At 62.6% G+C, this 22,660-nt stretch carries 16 protein-coding genes; 3 read left to right on the forward strand and 13 right to left on the reverse strand.

Annotation, left to right across the window (positions count from 1 at the left end; translation table 11 throughout):
• Positions 1 to 204: 204 nt before the first annotated feature.
• Together BXE_RS23575 and BXE_RS23580 are read right to left on the reverse strand one after the other, a co-directional pair.
• Positions 205 to 3,048 carry a LuxR C-terminal-related transcriptional regulator gene (locus tag BXE_RS23575; RefSeq protein WP_011490641.1) on the reverse strand — a complete coding sequence of 948 codons (2,844 nt, stop codon included), beginning with the start codon at positions 3,046 to 3,048 and terminating at the stop codon, positions 205 to 207.
• A gap of 133 nt (positions 3,049 to 3,181) precedes the next feature.
• A complete protein-coding gene (locus BXE_RS23580; protein WP_040124111.1) occupies positions 3,182 to 3,796 on the reverse strand; it encodes a DUF2889 domain-containing protein in 615 nt (204 codons plus the stop codon).
• A 381-nt stretch (positions 3,797 to 4,177) separates the two neighbouring features.
• Between BXE_RS23580 and BXE_RS23585 the strand changes: the two genes are divergently transcribed.
• Both BXE_RS23585 and BXE_RS23590 read left to right on the forward strand, forming a co-directional pair.
• The gene (locus BXE_RS23585) at positions 4,178 to 5,341 is read left to right on the forward strand and encodes a porin (RefSeq protein WP_011490643.1); all 1,164 of its coding nucleotides are present in this window, start codon (positions 4,178 to 4,180) and stop codon (positions 5,339 to 5,341) included.
• Between the two features lie 99 nt (positions 5,342 to 5,440).
• Complete coding sequence (locus BXE_RS23590; RefSeq protein ID WP_011490644.1) at positions 5,441 to 5,791, forward strand: BON domain-containing protein; 351 nt, start codon at positions 5,441 to 5,443, stop codon at positions 5,789 to 5,791.
• A gap of 99 nt (positions 5,792 to 5,890) precedes the next feature.
• Here the strand turns inward: BXE_RS23590 and BXE_RS23595 are convergent, their stop codons facing one another.
• The 4 genes from BXE_RS23595 to BXE_RS23610 form a co-directional block, all read right to left on the reverse strand.
• Positions 5,891 to 7,312, reverse strand: a complete 1,422-nt coding sequence (locus BXE_RS23595; RefSeq protein ID WP_011490645.1) for an aldehyde dehydrogenase family protein — start codon at positions 7,310 to 7,312, stop codon at positions 5,891 to 5,893.
• A 34-nt stretch (positions 7,313 to 7,346) separates the two neighbouring features.
• Complete coding sequence (locus BXE_RS23600; protein WP_011490646.1) at positions 7,347 to 8,264, reverse strand: TauD/TfdA dioxygenase family protein; 918 nt, start codon at positions 8,262 to 8,264, stop codon at positions 7,347 to 7,349.
• Positions 8,265 to 8,417: 153 nt separating this feature from the next.
• Positions 8,418 to 10,106, reverse strand: coding sequence for a GMC family oxidoreductase (locus tag BXE_RS23605; RefSeq protein ID WP_011490647.1), 1,689 nt, complete (start codon positions 10,104 to 10,106; stop codon positions 8,418 to 8,420).
• An 80-nt stretch (positions 10,107 to 10,186) separates the two neighbouring features.
• Entirely contained in the window at positions 10,187 to 11,476 is a 1,290-nt protein-coding gene (locus BXE_RS23610; protein WP_011490648.1) for an MFS transporter, read from the reverse strand.
• Positions 11,477 to 12,214: 738 nt separating this feature from the next.
• Between BXE_RS23610 and BXE_RS23615 the strand changes: the two genes are divergently transcribed.
• Entirely contained in the window at positions 12,215 to 13,885 is a 1,671-nt protein-coding gene (locus BXE_RS23615) for an electron transfer flavoprotein-ubiquinone oxidoreductase (RefSeq protein ID WP_085953640.1), read from the forward strand.
• Between the two features lie 193 nt (positions 13,886 to 14,078).
• On the opposite strand, the gene BXE_RS23620 is transcribed toward BXE_RS23615, so the two are convergent.
• From BXE_RS23620 to BXE_RS23650, 7 genes are all read right to left on the reverse strand, one after another.
• On the reverse strand, positions 14,079 to 15,995 hold the full coding sequence (locus tag BXE_RS23620; protein WP_233518984.1) for an arabinofuranosidase catalytic domain-containing protein: 1,917 nt from the start codon (positions 15,993 to 15,995) through the stop codon (positions 14,079 to 14,081).
• An 809-nt stretch (positions 15,996 to 16,804) separates the two neighbouring features.
• Entirely contained in the window at positions 16,805 to 18,148 is a 1,344-nt protein-coding gene (locus BXE_RS23625) for a TAXI family TRAP transporter solute-binding subunit (protein ID WP_040124110.1), read from the reverse strand.
• A gap of 146 nt (positions 18,149 to 18,294) precedes the next feature.
• Positions 18,295 to 19,106, reverse strand: a protein-coding gene (locus tag BXE_RS44505) for an IS5 family transposase (RefSeq protein ID WP_407668610.1) whose coding sequence is annotated in 2 segments (ribosomal slippage) — positions 18,295 to 18,770 and positions 18,770 to 19,106 — 813 coding nt in all. Because the reading frame shifts where the segments join, the coding sequence is not laid out codon by codon here.
• 174 nt (positions 19,107 to 19,280) lie between these two features.
• Positions 19,281 to 19,634, reverse strand: coding sequence for a RidA family protein (locus BXE_RS23635; RefSeq protein WP_011490652.1), 354 nt, complete (start codon positions 19,632 to 19,634; stop codon positions 19,281 to 19,283).
• 79 nt (positions 19,635 to 19,713) lie between these two features.
• Positions 19,714 to 20,886, reverse strand: coding sequence for an NAD(P)/FAD-dependent oxidoreductase (locus BXE_RS23640; RefSeq protein ID WP_011490653.1), 1,173 nt, complete (start codon positions 20,884 to 20,886; stop codon positions 19,714 to 19,716).
• Complete coding sequence (locus BXE_RS23645; RefSeq protein ID WP_011490654.1) at positions 20,879 to 22,297, reverse strand: NAD(P)/FAD-dependent oxidoreductase; 1,419 nt, start codon at positions 22,295 to 22,297, stop codon at positions 20,879 to 20,881. The genes BXE_RS23640 and BXE_RS23645 overlap by 8 nt, the downstream gene beginning before the upstream one ends.
• Positions 22,287 to 22,658, reverse strand: coding sequence for a (2Fe-2S)-binding protein (locus BXE_RS23650; protein WP_011490655.1), 372 nt, complete (start codon positions 22,656 to 22,658; stop codon positions 22,287 to 22,289). Before BXE_RS23650 ends, BXE_RS23645 begins: the two co-directional genes overlap by 11 nt.
• Between the last annotated feature and the right edge of the window lie 2 nt (positions 22,659 to 22,660).

Below are 22,660 nucleotides of genomic sequence, written 5' to 3' on the forward strand. Positions count from 1 at the left end.
TTGTCTCCTGAGCTTCAGCGCGCGCGATGGTGCGCACCGGCGTTGGTTATGTGAGGCGCGCTTGCCGTGAACGGGCGCGCGACCCCTTGACTTATAGGATAGTGGCTCGCGACCGGGAGAGAACCACCCGAGGTGGGTAGCAAGGAAGGATGGCGCAGAACGGTGAGGGACCACCCGGCGGAGCTCGTGAAGACGCGTGGTGCGTCAGTCTGTCTCTTCGCCGGCAACGGGCGTCGAGCCCAGTTCGAGATCGCGTACGCGTGCCACCGCCTCGTCGCGGCTCGTCACGCTGAGCTTGCCGTAGATGTTCTTCAGATGCCACTTGACGGTCTCAGGCGAAATGCCGAGCGTGCGGGCAATCTTCTTGTTCGGCAATGCCTGCGCAAGCAGGCCGACAACCCGAACCTCGCGCTCGCTCAGCGTTTCGGCGGCGGTGGGCGGCGCGCTTCGGCTGGCGGGTTTGGCGGGCGGCTCCGCGCCGCTGGACGAAGCGGCCTTCGCCGCGTTCAGCCGGCTCACATAGAAGGACAGAACCGGATCGTGCGGCTCGCCTTGCACTACTGCGGCAATGAGATCGAGCGCGCTGGGGTCGGCGTCGAGCAGGCTGCGCACCAGACCCAGCCGGTGACCTCGGCGCAACGCGGCGAGCACGGCTTCGCGCGCGGCCTCGGCGCGGCCGCGGCCTGCATCGACCACGGCGGCCTGCATCTGGAAGTGAGCAACGTGCCGCTGCCAGCCGCGCGCCTCGCAGAATGGAATCAGCGCCTGAAGACGGCACGCGGCGCCCTCGAAATCTTCGTGGGCGATGCACCAGTTGATGTGCGAACTCTCCGTCATGGCGTGGATTTCCGCCGCGGTGCCCGTCGCAGCGTCCGTCACGGTGCCTGCCGCGCGCGCCGCGATCATGTCGAGCCGGGCGAGGCCGGCTTCCGCCGCATCGAACTGACCGCTCAGCAGATGCCGATGAATCTGCTCGGCCACGCTATGAGCGACGAGCCGGGGCAAGCCGTACTGCGTCGCGTATTCTTCGAGGCGTTCGAGATAGGCGAACGCATCGAGGTGGTGTCCCTCGGCCCAATGGACCGCTGACAGCACCGTCAGGACACGCAACACGGAGTCCGGAATGGACACGCGTTCGAGCACGTCGACGCGATCCTCCAGAAGTTTGCGGGCCGCTTCCAGGTCGTTGAATTCGTACAGCACTTCGCCGAGCAGTGCCGCCGCAAAGCATGCCGCTTCGGCGGCGGCGCTGCCGCGTTGATCCGCCTCGAACAGAACGTCGCGGCTGATGCGCTCGACCTGGATGAACTTGCCCTCCAATGCATAGCTGAAGCCTGCAATGCAGCGGCCGTTCAGTATGCCGGCCGAAGTACCCATGAGCGGCACACCATCCACGAGAGGTTGCGGCGCCTCGCTCTGAACGCGGCGCGCTTCATCGTACTCACCGCGGCGCATGTGAATCCATGACAGCAGGTTGTTGCGGCCGCCCACGGTGAGGCTGTCGGCATGGGCGGGGATTTGCCGCAAGTGCGGCAACACCGATAGCGCCTCGTCCGTGTCGTCGCGCTGAACGGCGAGGGCCGCCCGCAACAGGATGAGCCGGTAGCGCGAATGTGTATCGCTTTCGGGGATATCGGCATGCAGGCGCGCGATGGCCGCGGCGCAGGCGTCGAATTCGCGCGCATACAGTTGCAGATGCAACATCCACAGGCGCAGTCCGATGCGGGTTTGCACTTCGGCGAGCGGCAGCAGACGTATCAGCCCGACCAGCTTGCGCAGATCGCCCTCGATCTGCATGGTTCGGGCAACACGCAGCACGAGATCAGCCGCCGCCGCCGGCTCGCCTGCGAGTAAGGCGTGACGCACGGCGTCGTCGTGCTGGCGGTGGTCGCGAAACCAGAGCCACGCCGCCAGATGCACCTCGCGCTGATGCAGTTCGCTGCGTGCCCGAAAACGCTCGAGTAGCGTCTCGCGAAAGAGCGGGTTCAACCGATACCACGTCTCGCTACCCGAACTTTCGATCGGCGCGATGAACAGATTGTCGTTTTCCAGTCTTGTCAGCAGCGCGCGCACTTCGGCGGGCGATTGCCCGTGGCCGATCAGCGCGATGCACAGCGGCGCGCATACCCGCGTGCAGCTTGCCATCCGGACCAGCATTTCCACCTCGGATGGCGCGAGGCGCGACAACACCTCGCGTTCGAAATACGCCGCAAATCCGCGAGCATCCAGAAGCTGGGCGTTCGCGAGCGGGTCGGACGGCGCGAGGTCCGTTATGCCTTGCTTCTTTCTTTTCAGGCGTATCGCGAAGAGTTGCAGTCCCGCCACCCAGCCGTCCGTCAGTTCGTGCATGTGACGTGCTTCGCGCTGGCCGATCTCGCCCAACTGCGCCTTGAGGAAGGCCTCGGATTCGGCGGCCGTGAAACGCAGGTCGCGCATGTCGAGTTCCAGCACGAGGCCCTGGTCGCGCGGGCGTCCCAGCGACAGGGGCACCGCGCCACGCGAGACGAGCACGAGATGGAGATTCGCCGGCGCGTAGTCGAGCAGCCATTGCAATGCTTCGTGATTGCGGGCATTGGCAACGTGATGCAGATCGTCCAGCACCAGCACGACGTCGTTCGAATGGGCGGCGATGCCGCGCACGAGGGCGATGATGGTGCGTTCGACCGCTTCGTCGTCCATGCCGCGGCCGCCTAGCAAGGCCGCTTCGTGGCACATGGCCGGGTCGACCTGGGCGAGGCTGGCGACGAGGTAGTCGAGAAAATGCGCCAGTTCGTTGTCTTCCGGCGCGAGTGTCAGCCAGGCGATATCGAAACCGAGCGAAAGCAGGGCTTCGCGCCACGCGATCAGCAGGCTCGTCTTGCCGCAACCGGCGGGGCCCTGAAGCACGACGCAACGGTTGCGCCGGGCCTCGAGTAGCTGGGTCAGCAGACGTTCGCGTGCGACGACGCGGGCGGTGTCGCGTGGCGGAATCAAGCGGGGATCGGCTCGGGATTCCGCGGCACCGCGTTGGGAGCGGCGTGGGTCCACGGGAGGGGAATTCTGCGGCATCGTGACCTGCGCCTTGCGCGCCCCGGCTTCGCGCCTGGTCGGCGAGGGCCAAAGGACGAAGTGATAATCCACATATTGTAGCGCAGCGCAGGTAGCGTTTTCACGTTCAGCGGGGCAGTGTCTTCCCGGATCATCACTGGTCTGGCGGGGGCGTCGCGCCGGCGGTCTGCGCTTCGCCGCGTACCGATTCCTGTTTGCGCCGTGCCACGAATTGCACGACGTCGCCGCCCGCGCGCCATGCGTAACAGGTGTCGACCATTGGATGAGCCTGAGCGCTGCCTGTCGCCTCGCCGGAGTCTCGCCCGGCGGGTGCCGCCTTGCGCCAACCCATCAATGTCTGGATCGCTGTCGTGGCAATGGGGCCGAGCAACTCGGTCAGATGCGTGCAGCCTTTCGGACCGGAAAGACGGCTCTTGACCTCTTTCATGAAGCCCGCGCCGATGGTCATGCCTTCGAGACCGGCATACGCCTCGTTGATTTCCGTGCAAAAGCGGCTCGGCGAGGAGTCCGTATGAGCCTCGATGCGATGGATCAGAAGCTCTGAATCGATTGTGACCACGATGCGCATGTCGTGAATCGGCGAGCCGGCCGGCACGGTCTTGAAGAGCAGGTCCGAATCGTCGGCCTTCGTATCGCGGATGTGGCCTTCAATGTCGAACAGGCCGTCGCGTCGTTTGAAGCCCATGCATTCGACACGCCGGGTATGCACGAGCTGCCGTGTTGAAGGATTCGATGGAATGGCAGACATGGATATCTCGCTTGCTGAAGCACTCATTCGATTGATGGAAGATGGATCAGACCGCGCTCTCGTTGAAACGGGACATTGCACATGTCTGCGCGAGGAGCGCGCCGGCCTTTGAGTGATCGATACCACCGAGCCTATTTGAACGCCGGAACCCGGCCGCCCCCTATATCGGGGGGGAAAGTTCGATGCGTTTCGCCACCCTTTTCATCGCTCGGGGTATTCCCGTCCCCCCTCTGTTTGGGTAGGTGATCTGCCCGGAGGTCCCTGCAATATGGGCTCGCAGCGACAGGCCGGCATATTGCCGGGCGTCGTCCCGGCGGACATCTGCATGAGTTTGCTTTACCCGTGTCCGTTGGACACGGCAAACACAAAGAGGAGACATGCATGCGTTTCATGAGTCAGAGTATTTGCGGGGCAAGCTTGATTCTCGCCGCAGGAGGAGCGGCGGCCCAATCGAGCGTCACGCTGTACGGGGTAGCGGACGTGTTCGTCCAGTATCTGGATAACGGTGGAAATCATTCGTTTTCCGAACGAAGCGGCGGTTCGACCGGTTCCCTGTTCGGCCTGAAAGGGAGCGAAGATCTCGGTAACGGGCTGAAGGCGGTGTTCGACGTCGAAACCGGCTTCAACCTCAACAACGGAGCGTTTTTTGCCGACAGCACGGCGATGTTCTACCGGCAGTCGTGGGTGGGACTCAAGCACGATTCCTATGGCCAGCTGAGCTTCGGCCGCCAGTATCAGCCGAGCTTCTGGGCCGTCTACTTCACCGATCCGTTCCGCGGCAATGAAGTGATGTCACCGCTGGCAGCCGCCGACCTCGCCGGCGCAACCGATCGCTCCACGCTCGCAACGCAGTACGTGTCCGGACGAACCAGCAATTCGATCGTCTACACGTCACCCGACATGAGAGGCGTGCATGTCTACGCCATGTACGGGATGCCGGCCACGGTGACGCAGCCTGTGCCGGTGCGGTCCGGCGCGATGATCGACCTGGCGGCGAATTATTCGGGCTATGGTTTTTACGCCGGTGTCGGTTACCAGTATCAGCATGGATCGCAGGAGACCGCGCCGCTGGTGGCTGCCGCCCCGTCCCTGCTGACCACGTTCGACCTGATGGGAACGGAGCACTTTACCGGCGCGCTCGCCTACCGGTGGGGCATCGTCAATTTTCAGTTCAACTACTCGTATAACAGGCCGAAAGATGCGCCGGCAGGCGCGCTGGTCACGGTTACGCCGACGGTCAAGTTGCCGCTTGCTTCGCTGGTTCACTCGTACAGCATTATCGAGTTGGGCGCGACGATTCAGGCCACGCCGGCGGACGTGATCGAAATCGCCGGCATCGAGCGGGATGTGCGTGGCGTTCACGACAACACGCCGGGTATCGAAGTCGGCGTCGACCACAGCCTGTCCAAGCGTACGAGCCTCTACATGCGCGCGGGCTACCTGAAGAACAACGGCACGGCAAACATGAGCTGGCCTGGCACCACGGGCGTCGCTAGCGGTTCGAAGCAGATTCTTGCGGTGCTCGGCATGACGCATCGTTTCTAACTGCGGTAAGCGTTCACGGACGCCGCCGCCTGGCGGCGTCGTTCGTGAGCGCTGTCGTAGCTGTTTTCAACGCTCCGATATAACAACAGGAAAACATCGATGAATCAAAACAAGGTATTCACGCTGGCAGGTGGGGTGTTGCTCGTTCTGGCGTCGTTTAACGTGTACGCGCAGGGCAGCGATGCGGCTCCCGCGTCGGGCCACGCGTATGCACCGGACGCGAAAGCCATCAAGGCCGCCGATCGTGCGCTGCAGAAGAACGTGGTTCGTGCGCTGAGCAGAACGAAAGGGCTGAGGGCCGCCACCATCACGGTGCGGGCGCACAACGGCGCGGTGATACTGGAAGGAACCGTGCCCGAACAGGCGCAGGTCGGTCTGGCGACTCAGGCGGCTGAAGGCGTTGAAGGCGTCACGTCGGTGACGAACGCGCTGACGTTGTCCACGTTGTAAAAGGCGCGCTGTAAAGGCATTTCAAACGTTTCTGCAATAACCTGGGGGCCTGCTCATGGTGTAATGAGCAGGCCCTTTGCACAGGTGCCTGGCGGTGCTTTAGCCCGTCACCGATTTGCACTCGAGAAATTCGGCCAACCCTTCCCGACCATATTCCCGCCCGTTACCGGATGTCTTGTAGCCACCAAATGGAACCGTAATGTCCAGCATCGCGCCGTTGATCCGCACCGATCCCACACGCAGGCGCGCAGCCACGCGGCGTGCGCGTTCGGGGTCACGGGTGGCGATATAACCGGCAAGACCGTATTGCGTGTCGTTGGCGATCGTAATGGCGTGTTCCTCGCCGTCGTACGGAATCATCACCAGCACCGGCCCGAAAATTTCCTCGCGTGCGATCATCATGTCGTTGCGGACATCCGCGAACACGGTGGGGCGCGCGTAGAAGCCCTGTGCCAATCCTTCCGGCCTGCCGGGACCGCCGGCAATCACGCGGGCGCCTTCCTCGATACCGGCCCGGATCATGTGCTGCACCTTCTCGTATTGCGCGCGGTTCGAGATCGGGCCCATCCTGGTGGCCGGGTCCGCCGGATCGCCGACGACAATCCCGTTGGCTACCGCCGCGGCAATCGCAATGGCGTCGTCGTATCGCTCGCGCGGCACCAGCATGCGGGTTGGCGCGACACAGGTCTGGCCGGAATTCGCCATGCACTGCATCACGCCGCTCGTCACTGCCTGCTGCAGATCGGCGTCGTCGAGAATCAGCAGGGGTGACTTGCCGCCGAGTTCCTGCGCTACACGCTTGACCGTGGGCGCGGCGCTCACGGCCACTTCGACGCCGGCGCGTGTCGAGCCGGTGATCGATACCATATCGACGCCGGGATGCGACGACAGCCGCGCGCCGACCACCCGTCCTTCGCCGAAAATCATGTTGAATACACCCGGCGGCGTGCCCGCCGCGTGCATGATTTCCGCGAAGATGACGGCGTCCAGCGGAGCGATTTCGGACGGCTTCAGCACGATGGTGCAACCGGCAGCGAGGGCCGGCGCGACTTTGGCGGCGATCTGATTCAACGGCCAGTTCCACGGCGTGATCAGTGCCGCGACACCGACCGCTTCGCGGCGCACATAGCTCTTGTCGTGACGAGTCTCGAACTCGAAATGGCGCAGCGTTTCCAGTGCGGCTTCGAGCTGCGAGAGGCCGATTGCGGCCTGCAGATGCTTGCACAGCGTGATGGGTGCGCCGATCTCGATGCGGACCGCCTCGGCGATGTCGTCGAGCCGCGCGCGATAGCATTCTATGATCCGCTCGAGCAGCGCGACCCGCTCGGCGCGGCTCGATTCCGACCACGCCGGAAAGGCGGCTCGCGCCGCGGCGATGGCACGATCCGCGTCTTGCGCGGTTCCCATTGCGAGGTGGCCGGTCAGCGTCTCGGTGGCCGGATTGACGATATCCGTCTGCGTGCTGCCGGCGGACGGCTCGACCCAATGGCCGCCGATGTAGAAGGTGTTCAACGTTTTCATTGCGTTTCCTTGGGTTCTTCGGGGCGTGTCGAGCTCATGCGGCTAGCGGACGATCGCCGATCACCGTCGCACGCATCATGTGGCGCGGTGCCGGGAAGTAGTCCTGGACCGCGTAGTGCTGACACGAGCGGTTGTCCCAGAAGGCGATCGTGTTCGGGCGCCACTTGAGGCGCACCTGATATTCCGGCGCCTGGGCCTGGCGGAACAGGTACTGCAGCAGATCCAGTTCGGCGAGCTTGTAGTCGAAACCGACGCGATATTCCGTGGCAGTCAACTGGCCGTAGTTCGACAGATGCGTGGTAAACGCCTCGTTGACGTAGAGGATCTTCTCGCCGGTTTCGGGATGAATCCGCACAACCGGATGCTCGACGGGTGGAAACTTCGCGCGCATGGTCGCGTGCTGGTCCTTGGGCACGGCAATGCCGAATAGCGGGAGGAAGTCGTGAACCGCGTTGAGGCCGGCGATTCTCGCCTTCACGTCGCCGGGCAGGTTGTCGTAGGCCGCCACCATGTTGATCCACATGGTGTCGCCGCCGACCTCTGGGCATTGCACGCATCGCAACATGGAGCCCATTGATGGAATCTCGCGCCACGATACGTCGGAGTGGTACAGGTTTTCGCGGCCGCGTTTGGTATCGTTGCGGCCGAGTATCACCAGTTCCGGATGTTCGGGATGGTGGGGAAACGCAGGATGGATCTCCAGTTCTCCGAATCGCTTCGCCACCGCGACATGCTGCGCGGGAGTGATGTCCTGGTCGCGGAAGAACAGCACCTTGAACTTCAACAGTGCGCGGCGCAGTGCAGCGTAGGTCTCGTCGTCGAGCGGATCGCGCAGATCGACGCCGCGAATCTCCGCACCGATGGTCGGTGTATAGCGTTCGACGACGAACGGCCAGGCATCGGAATTCGAGTGCACTACTGCCGTATCGGGTGCGATCTCAGTTGCTTGCATGTCATGTCTCCATTTGTCTGGGCCCGCGTGCGCCGCGGCACTCGGGGCTCGCGGCGGTTGCGGCGGTTTCACAGGCGGACGCGGTTCGCGTATGCCGGGTTCTTGTTGCGGGCGTCGCTTTGCAGTGGCAGGTTCAGCGCGCGGAGCGGCACGCTACCGGTTGTCGGCGCGGATCAGATCGGCGGCTTTCTCGCCGATCATGATGGCGGGCGCATTCGTGTTGCCGCCGATCAGCGTCGGCATGATCGACGCGTCGGCCACGCGCAGACCTTCGATGCCGCGCACGCGCAGGCTCGGGTCGACCACGGCCATTGAGTCGATGCCCATCTTGCATGTGCCGACCGGATGAAAAACGCTGTCGGCGCGACTGCGCACGAACGCCCGGATCGCCTCTTCGTTCGAATCGTCCGGTCCGAAGTCGTCCGTCAGCAGTTCCTGTCCGCCCGCTTCGGCCAGCGCCGGCTGCGCAAAGATACGGCGAACGATTCTGACGCCGGCGACCAGCGCGTCCATGTCGGCCTCTGCTGACAGAAAGCGCGGATCGATCGACGGTGCGTCGCGCATGTCCGCGCTACGCAGACGCACATGACCGCGGCTTTGCGGACGCAGAATATAAGCATGGCAGGAGTAGCCGTGCCCGAGCTTGCTACGTTTCGCCACAGTGCGATTGCCGAGCAGAGCGAGAACGAAGGCGAGCTGCACGTCCGGGACGGCCAGGTCGGGGCGGGTCTTCACAAAGGCGCCCGCCTCCGCGAAGTTGGAACTGACCATGCCGCTGCGATCGCGCCGGTAACGCCATATGCCGGATGCGAGCCGCAGAAAGCCGCCCGCCGAGTAGCCGTAGAGGTCGTTGGACTTGACCTGTTTGTTGACGATCACGTCGAGGTGATCCTGCAGATTTTCGCCCACTCCGGGCAGGTCCTGTATGACCTCGATACCGTGGCTGCGCAGATGCCCGGCCGGACCGATGCCCGAAGCCATCAGCAGTTGCGGCGAATTGAAGGCGCCGCAACTGAGCACGACTTCGCGCCGGGCCCGCACTGTCTGCTCGATGCCTGCACGCACCACGCGCACGCCGCGCGCGCGTTTGTCCTCGACGACGAGGCGCAGTACCTGGGTGTCCGGAAGAACATCGAGGTTCGGGCGGCCGCCGTTCAGGTTCGCATCTTTCGCATTGCCGTTGTGCAGGTAGGCACGCGCGGCATTCCAGCGTTCGCCGTTGAATTGCGTGACCTGATAAAGGCCGGCGCCTTCCTGCTCCGCGCCGTTGAAGTCCGTATTCAGCGGCAATCCGGCTTGCAGGGCGGCGTTCACGAAACGATGAGAGAACGGGTTGGGCGAACGCAGGTCGCTGACATGCAGCGGGCCGTCGCCGCCGTGCCACGGGTCGTCGGTGCGTCCGGCGTGGCGCTGGTTGCATTCGCTGCGGCGGAAGTAGGGCAGTACGTCATCGAAGCCCCAACCCGTACAACCCATGCCGGCCCATTCGTCGTAATCGTTGCGATGTCCGCGAATGTAGACCATGCCGTTGATCGACGAGCTGCCGCCCAGGCCGCGTCCGCGTGGCTGAAAGGAAGGGCGTCCGTCAAGGCCGGGCTGGCGTTCCGTGTAGTACGCATAGTTGCGTGGACCGGCTTTTTGCACGGTCGATGCCAGACCTATCGGCACCCATACGCTCATGTGGTGGTCATGCGGGCCCGCTTCGAGCAGAGCGACCGTGACCGACAGGTCCTCCGCCAGTCGCGCGGCCACGGCGCAGCCCGCGGAGCCTGCGCCTACGACGACGTAGTCGTACTCTGCTGCGATCATTGTGTTTTGAGCGTTGTTACCCGGTCTGATCATGGCGCCTCTGTTGATTGGATGGGATTTGCGCACGCACAGCGGCTGGTGCCCTTATCTCCGCTGACCTGGCCAGACGTGCATCAAGCCGTGGCTTGCGTAGCAAAGTGATTGAGCGTTTTGTGCGAGCGATCCGGATGAAGCCAGCGCAGCGCGGCGAGGGAAGCCGCGATGAGCAGTACGGCGCTGACCGTGAAGCCGAGTTCATAGGCATGACTATTGTTGCCGCCATAGACCTGTACGATCCGTCCCATCACGGCGGGAGCGAAGGCGGCGCCAAGACTCGCGAGTGCCGTGTGGATGGCGACGAGCGATCCGCGCTGGGTGTCGGGGACCATTTCGGCGAGCAACGCGGGGGCGAGCGTAAAGCTCAGGGTGGGCAGCGCGCCTGCGATCGCGAGCAGCGCTACTTTCTGCAATGGCGGCAAGTGAAGCAGCATGAGGGTGATATACAGCAGGGCCCCGGCAACCGCCGACAGACAGATCAGATGGACACGCGCCTTGCGCGTGGATACGCCGCGCCCGAGCATGCGTTGCGACAACCAGCTCAGACCCACGTTGACCGGCGTCGCGGTCGCGACCACGACGGCGAAGCAACGACCTGCTTCGACACCGTTGAATCCGAGGCCTTTTTCGAGGTAGGTGGGTATCCAGGTGAGGCTCAGACCCAACGTCCAGTAGGCGGTGAATCCGAGTGCGAACACGGAGAGGACAGAGCGGTCCGTGAGGATTCGCCGATAGGGCAACCGGGACACACGCGTTCGCACGATCGGTGCGGCCTGCTGCCTGCCGAGTCCTCCCTCTCGTCCGAAACACGCCCACAACACGCTCCACGCCGCGCCTATCGCGCCGAGCAGCAGAAAGTTCATGCGCCATCCCCACTGTCTCGTAACGAGCGGAATCACCAGGCCGGCGAGCAGCATGCCGAAAGCCGCACCCTGGTTGATGATCGCGACAGGCAGATTGCGTTGCCGGTCGGGGAACCACTTGTACAGCGCATGCACGGAGACGGGAAACGCCGGGCCCTCGGCAGCGCCCAGGATCACCCGGCAGATGAGAAGCGCCAGCGCGCTCGTCGCCATTGCTTGCGGCAACTGGAGTGCCGCCCAGCTCAGGCCCATTGCCAGCAATAACCAGCGAGTCTGGAAGCGGTTCGAAAGAAATCCCACCAGGACAGTGGAAATGGAAAAGAGCCAGAAGAAGCTGCCGGCGACGAGCCCGAATTTTTCTGGTGATAGATGCAGTTCAGCGGTCAATGGCACTGCCACCAGGCCGAGCACGATCTTGTCCAGGAAATTGATGAGGGCGAGCCCCGTCAGCAGTAAGGTCATCGTCCATGCGGACTTTGCCTGGAAATCAGGGGATGCGGTCATAGTTGTCTCCTGTAGTCCTGTTCCCGGCAGGCATTGCTGTTCCTGCCGGTAATGCGGACTTTGTAGCGCCACGGTAAAGGCTGAACGCGAGTGGGCAACCACCCGGAACAGGTAGGCTAGGGAAAACCTTGTTGCCGCGGATCGGGAAATGTCCGGTTGGTAGTGCCGGCATTGCCTCTGAGGGCGGCTCTACTCCAGCGGGGTGGTGGTATTGGAAGAGCATTGCCTTACTGTCGTCCCAGGAAGCATGAGAGGGATCGTGGTTCAGTCGGCGATCCTGGGGCTCCGGCGGATGATCGTCGCGGCTCGCATCCGTGTCAGTCGGTATGGGAGGAGAGGCAGTGAATACCCGGGAAACGTCGTTGCGCCGTCTTGTGGAAAGGTGGTTCGGACCAGATTCGCAGATGCGGGCGCGCGTCACGCTTTTCAGTCACTCCCGGGCGAGCCGGTGGCGTTACGTGTGCGTGGCGTCGAGGCGGGCGACCGGTGAGCTGTCGATCTTCTTCTTCCGCCATGACGACGGTTCGTGGTCCGTGTTCCCCCCGGAGACCACGCGGCCGACGATGAATGTGGCGCGCATGCCCGATTTGCGCGGGGCGACAGGTGGGATCGCATCACCGGGTTGACGGCTGGTCGGCCCGACGCGACTTCGCGGCGCGACACGTTCAGGCAATTCGCTCAACCGCGGCATTCTGTTGTTTGATCAATTAGAAAATATTGGAGATCGGTGCTGTGTCAATCCCGACATTCCTGAGTGACGATGAGATCACTCGCGAAGCAATCGAATACGACGTCGTGATCGTCGGCGGCGGGCCGGCCGGCCTGTCCGCGGCGATCCGCCTGAAGCAGCTGGCAGCGGAACAAGGCGCTGAAATTGGCGTGTGCGTACTGGAAAAAGGCTCGGAGATCGGGGCGCATATCCTCTCGGGCGCGGTGATGGATCCGCGCGCCATGACCGAGCTGATCCCGGACTGGAAGGAAAAAGGCGCACCGCTGACGGTGGATGTGACCGAAGACCGTTTCCTGTTCCTGACCGAAACCGGTTCGAAGAGCGTACCGGTCTGGGCGTTGCCGGATAACTTCAAAAACCACGGCAACTATGTGATCAGTCTCGCGAACGTGACGCGCTGGCTGGGTCAGCAGGCCGAAGCACTGGGTGTCGAGATCTTTCCGGGTTTTCCCGCAGCCGAGATTCTGTACAACGAAGATGGCTCGGTCAAAGGCGTCGCGACCGGCAACCTCGGTATCGGCAAGGACGGCCAGCCAACCGAAAACTTCCAGCTCGGCATGGAACTGCACGCGAAGTACACGCTTTTCTGTGAAGGCGCGCGTGGGCACCTGGGCCGTCAGCTGAACGATAAATTCAGGCTGCGCGACGGCGTCGATCCGCAGGTCTACGGCATCGGCATCAAGGAACTGTGGGAAATCGATCCGTCGAAGCACAAGCCGGGTCTGGTGATGCACACGGCCGGCTGGCCGCTGGAGAGCGACACGTACGGTGGCTCGTTCCTCTATCACATGGATAACAACCAGGTGGTGGTGGGCTTCGTGGTGGGCCTCGGTTATACCAATCCGTACCTGTCGCCGTTCGAGGAATTCCAGCGCTACAAGACGCATCCGGAAATCCGCAAGGTGCTCGAAGGCGGCAAGCGTGTGTCGTACGGCGCACGGGCGATCACCGCCGGTGGCCTGATGTCGCTGCCAAAGCTGGTGTTCCCAGGCGGTGCGCTGGTCGGCGACGATGCGGGCTTCCTGAACGCATCGCGGATCAAGGGCTCGCACGCGGCGATCAAGACCGGCATGCTGGCCGCTGAAGCGGCGTTCGAAGCGGTGCAGGCTGGACGTCAGTCGGATGAACTGATGGCCTATCCGGAGAGCTTCAGGACCTCGTGGCTGCACACGGAACTGCATCGCGCACGTAACTTCAAGCAGTGGATGAGCAAGGGCCTGTACCTTGGCACGCTGATGGTGGGCATCGAACAGAAGCTGCTGGGCGGCAATGTGCCCTGGACGCTGCATCACCAGCACTGGGATCACGAGATGCTCAAACCGGCTTCGCAATGCAAGCCGATCACGTATCCGAAGCCCGATGGCAAGCTGACGTTCGACCGTCTCTCGTCGGTGTTCATCTCGAACACCAACCACGAAGAGAACCAGCCTCCACACCTGACGCTGAAAGATCCGTCCGTGCCGGTGAACGTGAACTGGCAGACCTATGCGGGCCCGGAGTCGCGTTACTGCCCGGCGCAAGTGTACGAGTTCGTGAAGAACGACGACAACACCGAACGCCTCGTGATCAACGCGCAGAACTGCGTGCACTGCAAGACGTGCGATATCAAGGACCCGACGCAGAACATCGTGTGGGTGACGCCCGAGGGTGGCGGCGGTCCGAACTACCCGAACATGTAGTTGGCCGCGCGAGTGGACAGGGCATGCTTGCACACAAAACGCAGTGTGCCGTTCCAACGCATCGAAGCTGGCCGCTATCGAACCGGACATCTTCCATTCCGATCCGGTCCGGACGGTGCCGAAGCACCGTCCGGACCGATTCGCTCATTCCTCCAGGAGCGGGTGTTTGCCGAAACCGCCGCTCCATTCACGCCTACGTTCCCGAACTGGCCACGATTGCAAGGCTCGGGCAATAATGCGTTGCGCTCAAGTACGACGCTTGCTGTGAGCGGGCGCCGGCAGCGTTGGACGTGGGCGGATCGATAAACACCGATGCATTGTTCGATCCAGCAGGAGCGGTCAGGGTCATCGTCACTTTCCACCAATTGCCGGACCTCACGGCGCTCAGCGCAGTGGGTTGCCCGGCGCCCCACGTCCCTCGCACTACAGCGCCCGTATTCGTATTGAGGACCCACGCGAATTCGGTGCCGCTCGGGTCGTCGGTCTGGATCGATCCGCCAGGAAAGACCGTCGCGTTGCTGGTGGCGAGAACATAGTCAGTAAAGCTATACGATTGGCCGCCCTGAACCCTGATGATTTCGCGGACATTCGAAACTGACGAGCCGTTGGTACTGGTCACCGTTGCGGCCCCTCTGTTCACTCCCGAAATATCGGTCGCAGGGACGGCGGTGCCGCCATTCTGTTGAGACCAGATATCCGGCGTGGCGAGACTCAGCGGCGAGTTGATCAGGTTGTTTGCATAGCAGGCGGCCACCGCCTTGTCGGCCGGCGGTCCATAAAAGCTTGCAATGCTCGCCTGAATCGCGTTGTCGGTCGTGTCGGATGTCGCCTTGGTGATCACCGCTCCTTCGAAGAACTGGATAGGCGCAGCGCTACCGTCGCCGCCTTCGCCAAGCGACAGCCCGCCTTGCCATTGCCCGTTAAATGCGTGACCCGCATCGTTGCCGAAGTTATAGGCTTCCGGGGGCGCCTGATCGTAGAGCGCCGTCAGCACACTCTGCGAGGCCGAGCCGCCTTTGACGGCGAAGATATTCGACGCAGTCACCGGCGAGTATTTGGAGAGCACGGTGACGAACTTTTCCCGTGCAGGCTGCGGCGGGCCGTACAGATAGACGCCTGCCTCCGCGTCGACACCCGGCCAGTTGGTATCGCGCGCATTGCAAACGGGGTCTTTTACGTTGGGCGGCTGGTTCGAATTGCCGTCACAGTAGCCAAATACAGCAGCGTTGCCATTTGAGAACGCCAGCGCGAACATCTCGCCTTCGATTTCTCCATGTGCGTAGGTGCCGGGATTGGCGCTGTTTTCCATATTTCCGTAAGTCCCACAGCACGTGGAGGACTGGCTATAGTGCGCCCCCGCCACCATATATTCGGCGATGTCGCTATCGCCGATCGACTGGTTCACCGTGCCGAACCTGTTGCGATACGCTTGTCCCGCCAACGTGCCCAGCGCGGGAATCTGCGCGCCTTGCAGCGGCACGAAGCCCAGTTTCGCCGGTGTGCCGGAGAGCGCCGGCAAGTCGTTCCCGATAGATAACTGGAGCGTGGGTGACTGGGCGGTCAGCGCGGTAGGCGGCTGCGACAGTTGAACAGCCAGCGCTCCACTGGTTCCCGGAAGCGTGATCGTCGCAAAGCCGTTGAGCACCGGCACGGTCGTTGTTTTTTGCGGCCGCGACCCGCTATTCGGAACGGTCAGTGATTCGGTTCCGTCCGGGTTGAGTGTGAGTGTGGCCGGCACATTGCCGAACGCTCCGCCCTTCAGCGGCGCGACCAGGTCGATCTGGTCGTAAATGTAGGTGACGGAACAGGTGGTGTTGTTGCAGAACGTGTTCGCGCTTTTGACATTGGCTGAGCCGATCAGCGAGCGGTCAGCACCGTGCGGCAACGTGCTGGACGTATAGGGATAGATGTCCTGCTTTGCATTGTCGGATGCCCGTTGAACCTGGAATAACGGCCCCCTGTAATTCCTGGTCAGCAGGCGTGTGACGCTATGAGCCGCGGAGCATGGTGTGTTGGCCGTGGCGGCGGCGTCGCAAGGTAGGGGAGTCGTTGTCGCCGCATCTATCGATGCATTGTCGTTCGACGCGGGCGCGGCATTCGCGGGTGCCAAACCTGAAGTCGATACATTCGCTGCCTGAGACGCGGTCGGGCCGCCGCTATCTCCGTCACATGCGGCAAGTCCGACGCTTATCGCTAATAGAACGGTAACTAATCCAATTCCTCTGGACATCATGACCTCCTCCTATGAAACCATGCTTCTGTTTTGAGTTGAATCACTTAGTTATGCAAACTGAATCGTCGACAATTCTGCGTTAGGCAAGCAGTTGTTCCCTGGAACCGCGCTCATTTCCGACGGGTTATAAAAATGCGCTGCCGTGTCGTGCAGTTCGCCGTCCAGGCCATGCACCAGGCTGAAATCAGGTTGGAGGCGAAGAGGTCGCCTGGTAGGTAATAATATTAGTCAATAATATCAATTCGAAGCCTCAGTACAATCCCCTATGCTCTTATAATAGAAACGAAAGGATTCGCCCATATATAGGGCTCAAAAATTTGTGGGCGATGCAAGGGCGGCCAATATTATCGCTAATATGAATATTCATAAATCAGCGGACGGCCAGCCGGGCGTGCATTCATTCAGACCATCAGAAAGTTGAGACGCACGTGAAGCATGCCTAACGAAAACGCCGGATGTCGTCCTGGTCACATGGCTCGTTCGAAAGCCTCGCGCGGTCACCGAGAGAGGCGGCACGTGCCCGAAGCGATGACAGTTGTGGTTTCACGCGCATCGCGTCGCCATGCGCGGCACTGAAATCCGACCTGCCACCGTTCGGGCGCATTGATCGCACGGTGACGTGGACGCTCAAAGGTCGCGAGGTGCTCGCATACTTTGAGCGCGTGGCGGCCGAATCTTCCCGTTGGCTATTTCTCCGTCTGTCGTGCCATATAGGAAATTCGCCCCCTCACGACATCAATAGCCTGCTTGAGGGCGTAAATATCCGGAAGATATCGCTGCGGCAGGCGTATCTGGTTAGCGTGCGCGTCGATCTGTTCGATCTCTTCGCTCCATTGCGAAATCTGCTCCCGGCCTGGTCGGTCGCTTCGCCATATCTCATCTTCCAGCAGCTTCACTTCGCGATACCAGACCACGAGGCGGTTTTTGATCCGCGTCTCCGCGATTCGCGGCAACGCCTGAAGCACGCCAAGCAGTAAAGCCGCAAAAGGCAGCAGGATCAGAAGACGCCGTTCGACAAAACTGGCCAGCCAGAACGGGAGGTAGCGCTGAAGGAAGGGGCGCCCAGACTTGAAATAGCGGATGCTTTCATCGGAAACAGGAAATTCGTCGGTGTTGACGTTGGGAAACTTACCGAGCGGCGTGAAGTAATCTTCACGGCCGTGAACAGCGCTGGCTGCATCCAGCAACAGATAGACGAAGGCTGGATGCAGGGATTCCTTGGCCACGAGCAAAGCCGTGGCGGCGAGCAGGGTGACATCGGCTGACGGGCGATCGTTGGCAATGCTCGTCGAGCCACGCGGAAAAATGACCTTGGAGAGTGACGGAAATTTTTGGACCAGCGCGTCGGCCTGAGCAAAGCTCATCAGCTTCAGATTGCTGTTCAGCAGGGTTCGTTGCATCTCGGCATCCGGCCTGCCGATAAAGAACGCCGCATCGAGTTGTCCGTTTTCCAGACTTTGATAAGCCTTGGCCGCGTCCATTTGCAACAGTGTGGTGTTGTCGCCTGAAACGCCGCTGTAGGCGAGCAGTTGCAGGGCAACGTTGAGCAGGCCGCTGCCCGGCACGCCGATGGAAATGCGTTCGCCGCGCAGTTGCGCCAACCGGTCGATCGTAGTGTCGCCGCGATAGAAGACCCAGATCGGTTCGTACGAGACCGCGGCGATCGTTTTCAGGTCGTCGGTTTCTTTCGGGCGAGTCGTGCCGGACTGGATAAAGCCGACCTGGTATTCGCTGCGTGGGTCCTTCAGCCGCTGATAGTTTTCGACTGAACCGGAAGAACTACGGATATCGAGCGTGATGCCTTTCTGTTTCAGGATCGGCGCGTAGCGGTCGGCAAAGCCGCGATAGATTCCGCCGTCGGCTCCAGACGTCACAACGATCGTATGCTGAAATGCAGGCGCGAGAATGATTGCCAGCACCCAGCCTGACACGGCCAGCAGCAGGATCGCGCCCGTGATGAAGAGCCACGGGCGCCTGGGTTTTACGGGTGCCTTCCGGGCGCGCTGGAGAACTGGGTTGTGCCTTGGCACGGTTTGGTCTCTCTGGTCCGTGCTCCGGACGGGAGGCACGACGTTGCCATAACGTTCTTAGACTGCAGGCTACCTCGCTTCATGTCAACAACCCGCCAAGCGCTTTCTTCCTGCGGCGAATGGGCGGCTAAGAAGCTGTTGCGAAATTAGTTAAACAGAGGCTTTAGGCGCGTCCAGCAAATTAAGGCGCAAGCCAAAGACAGGAATGCTTCGTGAACATGCGCATAGCGTTCGTAACGAATCTTGAGCCGTCGAAACGAGTGAAGCCACGCAATCGAACGCTCGACTGGCCAACGTGTTTTGCCGAGCCCACTGCCATGCGGCGCGCCGACTTTTGCGAGTAGTGGCGTGATGCCTCGCTCACGCAAGCGTTGCCGATGGGGTTCGGAACTGTAGCCCCGGTCGCCCTGAACGATTCGCGGCTTGTGCAAGGGACGACCCCGCTTGCCCCGGATGCGCGGAATGGCATCGACCAGCGCATCAAGCTGGGTAATGTCGTGCCGGTTCGCCGCGCTCAGGATGACCGCGAGCGGGATGCCTTGCGCGTCGACGATGAGGTGGTGTTTGCTGCCGAGCTTGCGCCGGTCCGTGGGATTCGGGCCGGTTTTTTTCCCGCCAGCACGGCGCGAATCGATGAGCTGTCGACGAGCGCACGCGAGAAATCGATTTCGCCACGGCGACGCAGTTCGGCGAGCAACGCTTCGTGAATGTGTTGCCAGACACCTGCCTTTTGCCACGCGACGAGCCGTCGCCAGCAAGCTGTGCCTGAACCACATCCCATTTCTTGCGGCAGAAGGTTCCACGCAATGCCTGAGCGCAGCACAAACACGATGCCGGTCAGCACCGCTCGGTCGGGTTTCGGTTTGCGGCCCGCAAACTGGCGATTGCGTGGTGCTCGCGCAGGCAGCAGTGGTTCGATGAGTAACCACAATTCGTCGTCTATCAGTTCTTTAGGCATCGCTTCCTGTCAGGCAAAACAAGACAGAAAGTTAACACCAAGCCGGAAAAGTTAACAGACCCAAAACTTAATTTCGCAACAGCGTCTAAGCCAGGCGGATGACGGCGCATCGACCTCGAACGTCAGTTTGCAGACCGCCGCGCGCGAGATAACCAGCCGCGCCGGCTGCGTCTTTCAGGCAAGCGCCACGACCGCGATTTCCACGAGCAACTCGGGCGCGGCGAGCTTTGCCTGCACCGTCGCGCGTGCGGGTGCGCTGCCTTGCGGCACCCACGCGTCCCATACCTCGTTCATTCCCGCAAAATCGCGGGCAATGTCCGCGAGCCACACTTGTGCGGAAACCAGGCGCGTCTTGTCGATGCCGGCCTTCTCCAGATAGTTGTCGATCTTCTCCAGCACCTTCGCGGTCTGGACTTTCACGTCAGCGGTGTGATCGGCGGAAGTCTGGCCGCCGACGAACACGAGGCCGCCAGCCTTGACGACGCGGCTCATGCGTTGGTTGGTTTCGATACGAACGATATCGGTCATGACAATTTCTCCAGTTGAAGTCGAACGAAGCCGCCGCGCGCGCCGACTATCGGCGCGACGCTGCACAAAATGAAATCGGTTAATGCGTCGCGAGAGACGCGGCGCGCGTGAGGGAAGATGCCGCATTGCGGCCGAAGCGATCAATGGCAAACGCATCGAGCGAAATCGACGGCGCGCCGTCGAGCATCAGTTCGGACACGAGCTTGCCGCAGCCCGGCCCGAGCTGGAAGCCGCTGCCGCAATAGCCAAACGAGTAATACAGATCAGACGCCTTGCGGCTCGCGGAGATCACCGGCAGTTCGTCTTCGGTAAAGGCCTCGACACCGGCCCATGCGCGGTTCACGCCGAGATGGCGCAGATGAGGAAACAGATCGGTCACGGTCCGTGCGCTACGCACGAGGCGGACGAAATCGACTTCGCCGTGGCGATGGGCCAGGTCCGCAATGCCGATCAGTTTTCCGCCGATTACCACCGTGCCGTTGTCGAACTGCTTGAAGGACAGCGGCCTGCCGGTTGCGCCGAGCGTCGCGGAACAGAAGGGCGCGACGCGATGCGTGACCATCAGCATCAAACCTTCGGGATGCACCGGCACGGGCTCGCCGACCTGCTGCGCCAATTCGCCGGACCATGCGCCCGCGGTGACGAGCAGCTTTTGCGCGCTGAACGTGCCATGCGGAGTGACCGCGAACCATCGCGTGCCGCGCTGCTCGATGCGGCGCACCGGCGTGCCTTCCAGAAAACGCGCGCCGAGCCGCTGCGCGGCGAGCCGGAATGCCGTCGTGGTTCGATAAGGCAACGCGTAGCCGTCGCGCTCCGCCCAGATTCCGCCGGTAACGTGCCGCGCGAGCGCCGGTTCGAGGTCGAGCACGGTTTGCCGGTCGATCACTTTCTCGTGCGTGAATCCATGCGATTCGAGCAATGCGACGCGCTGGCGGCACGCTTCGAGTTCGTCGTCCGTTTCGGCGATCTTCAACTGGCCGGAAGGAACGAAGCCGCCGTCCTCGCCCAGCAGATCGTTCATGCCGTGCCAGATTTCCCGCGACATCAACGCAAGCGGAATCTCCGGCAACGGACGCCCCAGCGTGCGCACGCCGCCCGCATTCACGCCCGAGGAGTGACGCGCCACATAATCGGCTTCGAGCACAATCACGTTCGCGCCGCGCCTCGCCATATGGAACGCGCTGCTCGTGCCGTGCAGCCCGCCGCCGATCACGAGGACATCGGCTTCCTGGATGTCGGTCGCGTCATTCACCGGCAAGCTCTCCCAGCGTGAGCGGCTTGATCGGCGGACGGATGCGGTAGTAGCCAACTTCGGCGGGCGAGACGCGGCGCGCGTCGGCGATCACTTCCGTGACCGTGAGGCCGCACATGCGCCCCTGACACGGACCCATGCCGCAGCGTCCGAACGACTTTGCCTGATTCGGTCCGACACAGCCGAGCTCGACGAACTTGCGTAACTCTCCCGCAGTGACTTCCTCGCAACGGCACACAATGGTCTCGTCGCGCGGAATGCGGTTGATGTCGCGCGGACGGTACAGGCTGTCGAGAAACGGCCGGATGCGCATCACATCCGCGAGTGCGCGGCGGTGCGCGACGGCTTCCGCATCACGCATCGCCGTGGTGAGCGCGCCGAGTTGCGCGGCTGCCGCGAGACCCGCGAGCGTGCCCTGCAAGGCTGCCGCCTGCGCGCCGCCAATGCCCGCGCCGTCGCCCGCGATGAAGATGCCCGGCACATCCAGTTCGCCCCATGCATCGACTTTCGGGGTGAAGCAGAGCTGCGCGTTGTCCCAGCGGTGCGCGGCGCGCAGCGCCTGCGTGAATTGCGTGTTCGGCACAACGCCCTGATGCAGCAGGATCACATCGGCTTCGATACGATGTGCCGTGCCTTGTGTCGTGAAGTGAAGCGCAGCGGCGCGCTCGACATGATCCGTGCCGATGCGCGCTTCCACGCGCAGATCGTCCGCCGCCTCGAAGATCGGCACGCCTGCCTGGCGCAGCGTGCGGATCAGTTGCAGGCCTTTGCTCAGGAACGGCCACGCGCGCAGTGCCGACACCACGTGACGTTTCGCGCGCCAGCGGTCTTCGTGACGCGTGGTGTCGACCAGCGCGCGGATCGGCACGCCGGCGCGCACGTATTGCCAGCCGAGCAGATACAGCAGCGGTCCGCAGCCCGCGAGCACCGGCGGCGCGGCGGGCACTTCGCCCGCGCTCTTCAAAAGAATCTGCGCGGCGCCCGCCGTCAGCACGCCGGGCAGCGTCCAGCCGGGAATCGGGAAGGGCCGCTCCAATGCGCCGCTCGCGAGAATCACGCATTTCGCGTCGAAGCTGCCGATCTTGCCGTCCTTCAGATAATTGACGCCGCGCTCGCGCGTGACCTGCCACACGGTCGCATTGGTCACGTGGTGCGCGCCGGAGGCGGCGAACGCATCGGCGATGGCGGCGCCCGCCGCGTAGTCCGGTCCGAGAATCTCCTTGCGGCGCGCATCGGCGCGGCCGATGCCGCGATAGATCTGGCCGCCCACGGCGTCCTGTTCGTCGATCAGCACGGTCCTGAGGCCGGCGCGCGCCGTGCGCGTCGCCGCGCTCATGCCGGCGGGGCCGGCGCCCACCACGACGACATCGACGGTTTCGGAAGCGAATTCAGATGCGAAATCAGCGGCCATGTGCGTTCTCCAGCGGTGCGTCCGTCATGCTCGCGGGCGGCAGATCGCGGGCGCCTTCTTGCGAATGGATCCGCATGCCGGCTTTGACTTCGACCATGCAAGCCTGGCGGCTCGGCACGCCGTCGATCTCGACCAGACATTCGAAGCACGCGCCCATCATGCAGAAAGGCCCGCGCGGTGCGCCGGACACGGGCGTCGCACGAAAGCGCGACACGCCTGCGGCGAGCAGGGCCGCCGCTACGGAGCGGCCGCCGGGCACGGACAGCGGCTGATCGTTGAACCAGATCGCGACGTTCGCGGCGGCCGCACCTTGCGCGCCCGGCAGCGGCTTGAAGAGTGTGTGAGTCGGTTGGGTAGTCATGT

This window comes from Paraburkholderia xenovorans LB400, assembly GCF_000013645.1.
In the GTDB taxonomy this organism is placed as follows: Bacteria; Pseudomonadota; Gammaproteobacteria; order Burkholderiales; family Burkholderiaceae; genus Paraburkholderia; species Paraburkholderia xenovorans.

Coding starts and splice junctions, on each gene's coding strand:
- BXE_RS23575 (WP_011490641.1), bottom strand. CDS start 3,048: ATGCCGCAGAATTCCCCTCCCGTGGACCCACGCCGCTCCCAACGCGGT.
- BXE_RS23580 (WP_040124111.1), bottom strand. CDS start 3,796: ATGTCTGCCATTCCATCGAATCCTTCAACACGGCAGCTCGTGCATACC.
- BXE_RS23585 (WP_011490643.1), top strand. CDS start 4,178: ATGCGTTTCATGAGTCAGAGTATTTGCGGGGCAAGCTTGATTCTCGCC.
- BXE_RS23590 (WP_011490644.1), top strand. CDS start 5,441: ATGAATCAAAACAAGGTATTCACGCTGGCAGGTGGGGTGTTGCTCGTT.
- BXE_RS23595 (WP_011490645.1), bottom strand. CDS start 7,312: ATGAAAACGTTGAACACCTTCTACATCGGCGGCCATTGGGTCGAGCCG.
- BXE_RS23600 (WP_011490646.1), bottom strand. CDS start 8,264: ATGCAAGCAACTGAGATCGCACCCGATACGGCAGTAGTGCACTCGAAT.
- BXE_RS23605 (WP_011490647.1), bottom strand. CDS start 10,106: ATGATCAGACCGGGTAACAACGCTCAAAACACAATGATCGCAGCAGAG.
- BXE_RS23610 (WP_011490648.1), bottom strand. CDS start 11,476: ATGACCGCATCCCCTGATTTCCAGGCAAAGTCCGCATGGACGATGACC.
- BXE_RS23635 (WP_011490652.1), bottom strand. CDS start 19,634: ATGACCGATATCGTTCGTATCGAAACCAACCAACGCATGAGCCGCGTC.
- BXE_RS23645 (WP_011490654.1), bottom strand. CDS start 22,297: ATGGCCGCTGATTTCGCATCTGAATTCGCTTCCGAAACCGTCGATGTC.
- BXE_RS23650 (WP_011490655.1), bottom strand. CDS start 22,658: ATGACTACCCAACCGACTCACACACTCTTCAAGCCGCTGCCGGGCGCG.